Annotated in this window: 2 protein-coding genes; both read left to right on the forward strand. The window is 33.9% G+C overall.

The window, feature by feature from the left end:
* Window positions 1-168: 168 nt before the first annotated feature.
* The gene (locus CF596_RS14245) at window positions 169-2,529 is read left to right on the forward strand and encodes a DEAD/DEAH box helicase family protein (RefSeq protein WP_001060549.1); all 2,361 of its coding nucleotides are present in this window, start codon (window positions 169-171) and stop codon (window positions 2,527-2,529) included.
* Between the two features lie 286 nt (window positions 2,530-2,815).
* A complete protein-coding gene (locus CF596_RS14250) occupies window positions 2,816-3,118 on the forward strand; it encodes a helix-turn-helix transcriptional regulator (protein WP_096902850.1) in 303 nt (100 codons plus the stop codon).
* Window positions 3,119-3,233 lie beyond the last annotated feature (115 nt).

The raw sequence follows: 3,233 nt of genomic DNA on the forward strand, positions 1-3,233 counted from the left end.
CATAGTATTCGTCGTTAGAAAACAATTATTGTGACATTATTTCAATGAGTTATCTATTTTTGTCGTGTACAGAGTAATATTTTGAAAATTAATTGATTTATTATATTGTAATTCTTTAATTTAAGATTTGATATTAGGACAGTAATAGCTGTGTTTTAGGAAAAATCAGTGAATAATAAGTTAAAAGAAATTGCAGTTAGATTACAGCAAATTTTAGACCAAATCACATTATTACAAAATGAATATCAAAGCCTTTATCAAGAAAAAGAAAAACTTATATCGCTTGAAGAAAAAAATAAGAATTATTTATCAGCAGAAGAAAGACTTTTATTATTTTCTCAAAGGTTTATTGGACGAACTGATACCTTTGCTTATCGTTGGGAAAATAGCAGTGGAAAATCTGGTTATTCTGTTGCTTGTGCAAATGAGTGGAAACATGGCATTTGTTACAAACCTCAAATTAAATGTTCAGACTGTAAAAGCCGTCAACTATTACCCATCACACAAGAAGTTCTTTATTCTCATTTAACTGGACAGAAAGTTATAGGCATTTACCCACTATTAGCAACAGATCAATGTAGGTTACTCGCAGTAGATTTTGATAAATCAGATTGGAAAAATTGTGTAACTGCATTTTCTGAAGCGTGCTTATCTTTAAATATACCATTTTTGGTTGAGCGCTCTCGTTCAGGTAATGGCGCACATGTTTGGATATTTTTCTCTGAACCAATTGCAGCTAAGCAAGCTCGCTTAATGGGTGCAGGTATTCTAGATAAGGCCATGGAACTTTATCCAGCTCTAGATTTTGAATCTTATGATCGTATGTTTCCAAATCAAGATCACATGCCAGCAGGCGGATTTGGAAATTTAATAGCATTACCCTTACAAAAGCACGCAAGAGCGCTAGGAAATAGTACCTTTATTGACAGTAACTTTAATGCCTTTACTGACCCATGGACTGTTTTACAACAAACTGAATTAATGAGTTCTTCTGAAGTTAATAATATTGTGAATGAACTAGGCTACAATTTCATCGAACAGAATCAAACAGATGTTGACCATGAGGCTCCATGGGTAAAAAATATTCCTAAAAAAAATCAAAAGATCGCGGGATGTCCAGACGCTATTGAATTGGTATTCGCAAATATGATTCACATTCCAATTCAGACATTACCCTCTCAATTGATAGCTCAATTAAAAAGATTAGCCACTTTCTCCAACCCTCGTTTTTTTAAAGCACAAGCAATGCGTTTTTCAACGACAGGAATTCCAAGACACATATGCTGTGCCCGCCTTGAAGGACAATATCTCAGTTTACCACGAGGATGCCTAACAGATATAATTCACTTGCTTAATCAACAAGATACTAAAATAAAACTAAAAGATCAACGTACTAAAGGCAACATATTAGTCAATATAAATCTACTTACCGAATTATCCTCTGAACAGGAAATGGCATGTAAAAAAATCCTTGAACACGATGTTGGAGTTCTACATGCACCAACGGCTTTTGGAAAAACTGTTACTGCAATCTCTATCATTGCCAAACGCCAAACAAATACACTCATTATTGTTCATAACAAAGAACTTGTTTCTCAATGGAAAGAACGATTACATTCATTTTTAGCCGATGTCGAAATTGGTACAATACAAGGTGGAAAAGCCAAACCATCTAATCAAATTGACATTGCAACATATCAAAGTCTAATCAACCGTGTAAATAATTCAATCAAACCTATCGCCTTTAATTACGGACAAATTATCGTAGATGAATGCCACCATTTATCCGCACCAAGCTATGAATTTCTTCTCAGTGAAGTCAGTCCCTACTACATTCTCGGGTTAACTGCTACACCAGAACGTCAAGATGGGCATCAACCCATTATTTTCATGCAAGCTGGTTCTATTGTATACAAAGCAAAATCCAACAATCACACCCAGCTTAAAAAATTATTAATAAAAGTAAATTATGAAGGTGAATTCCCAGAAATTTTCTTTGGTACCGAAAATAAACCACATATTTCAAAGCTGATGCAACATCTTACTGAAGATACAGAACGTAATAATGCCATTATTAAAGATGTCTCTCATTGTATTCAAAATGGTCAGATCCCGTTAATTTTAACTGAACGTAGAAAACATGCCGAAAATCTTAGAAATAAGTTGAATGATTTAGGGTATAAAACATCTATTTTACAGGGAGGTATGAGCCATACAAAAAACATAAAAGAAAAACAAAATTTAGATGATGCTCATGTTGTGATTGCCACGGGAAAATACATTGGTGAAGGTTTTGATCTTCCTCGTTTAGATACCTTGTTCTTGGCATTCCCGATTTCATGGAAAGGCACTTTGGCTCAATATGTTGGGCGTATTCATAGATCAAATGAAGGTAAATTTGAAGTTCAGGTATATGATTATGTTGATGTTAACCATCCGATATTTGTCAAAATGTTTCAGAGAAGGAGTAAAAGTTATAAAGCTCTAGGCTATATTGTAGAACAATCACACAATAATATCGTTTTATAATTTTAGATCTATTGACACTACCCCAATTTTCAATCCATAAGATAATTAAACGTAAAGCCGCTTTTAAAATTCTAAATGTGTGGGTCTCCTTGGCATCAAAATAACTGGCCATCACAAAGGATGCGGGTCCGAATGCAAATTTTAACTGTATTTTCAGAGTCATTTCAGATCACTACGTAGCTAAGGCTGTTTTGCAGATCGAAATGATAAAATCATAAATTGCTTTTCAAGAAAAAAGAAACTAATATGTTTCTTATAACACTAAAAAGCAATAAATGTGTCTACAATGAATGAGTCTTTACTTCAGCAAATCAAAAAAAGACGAACCCTATTGGGCTTAAAGCAAGTTGATATGCAATCCCGTACAGGCATTTCAAGACAGCAGTATCAAAAACTGGAAAGTCAGGGCAACCCTCGATTAGAGACCTTAGAAATTATAGCGGCAGGATTAAATGCTCAACTGATGCTCATCCCTGATGATAAGGTTCATTTGATCAGACAATTATTGAATGATGAAATTAAAGTCACTATTGAAGATCAGGATGACTTAATGACTAACCCATGGAAGGGTCTTCTCGGAGGAGAGTAATTAACTATAACTAAAAATATAGACAAATATTTGCATAAGTGCTCATTTTGTCTATGTCGATTCAGTAGTGGCAAGGTGGGTATTTATTAGAGATTTAAATGATTATCTTTTGTAT

Origin of the sequence: Acinetobacter sp. YT-02 (genome assembly GCF_002412355.1) — a bacterium.
Taxonomy (GTDB): Bacteria; Pseudomonadota; Gammaproteobacteria; order Pseudomonadales; family Moraxellaceae; genus Acinetobacter; species Acinetobacter towneri.

What these genes read in the sequence shown, in the direction of transcription:
- CF596_RS14250 (WP_096902850.1), top strand. Translation starts at nt 2,816, where the DNA reads ATGAATGAGTCTTTACTTCAGCAAATCAAAAAAAGACGAACCCTATTG.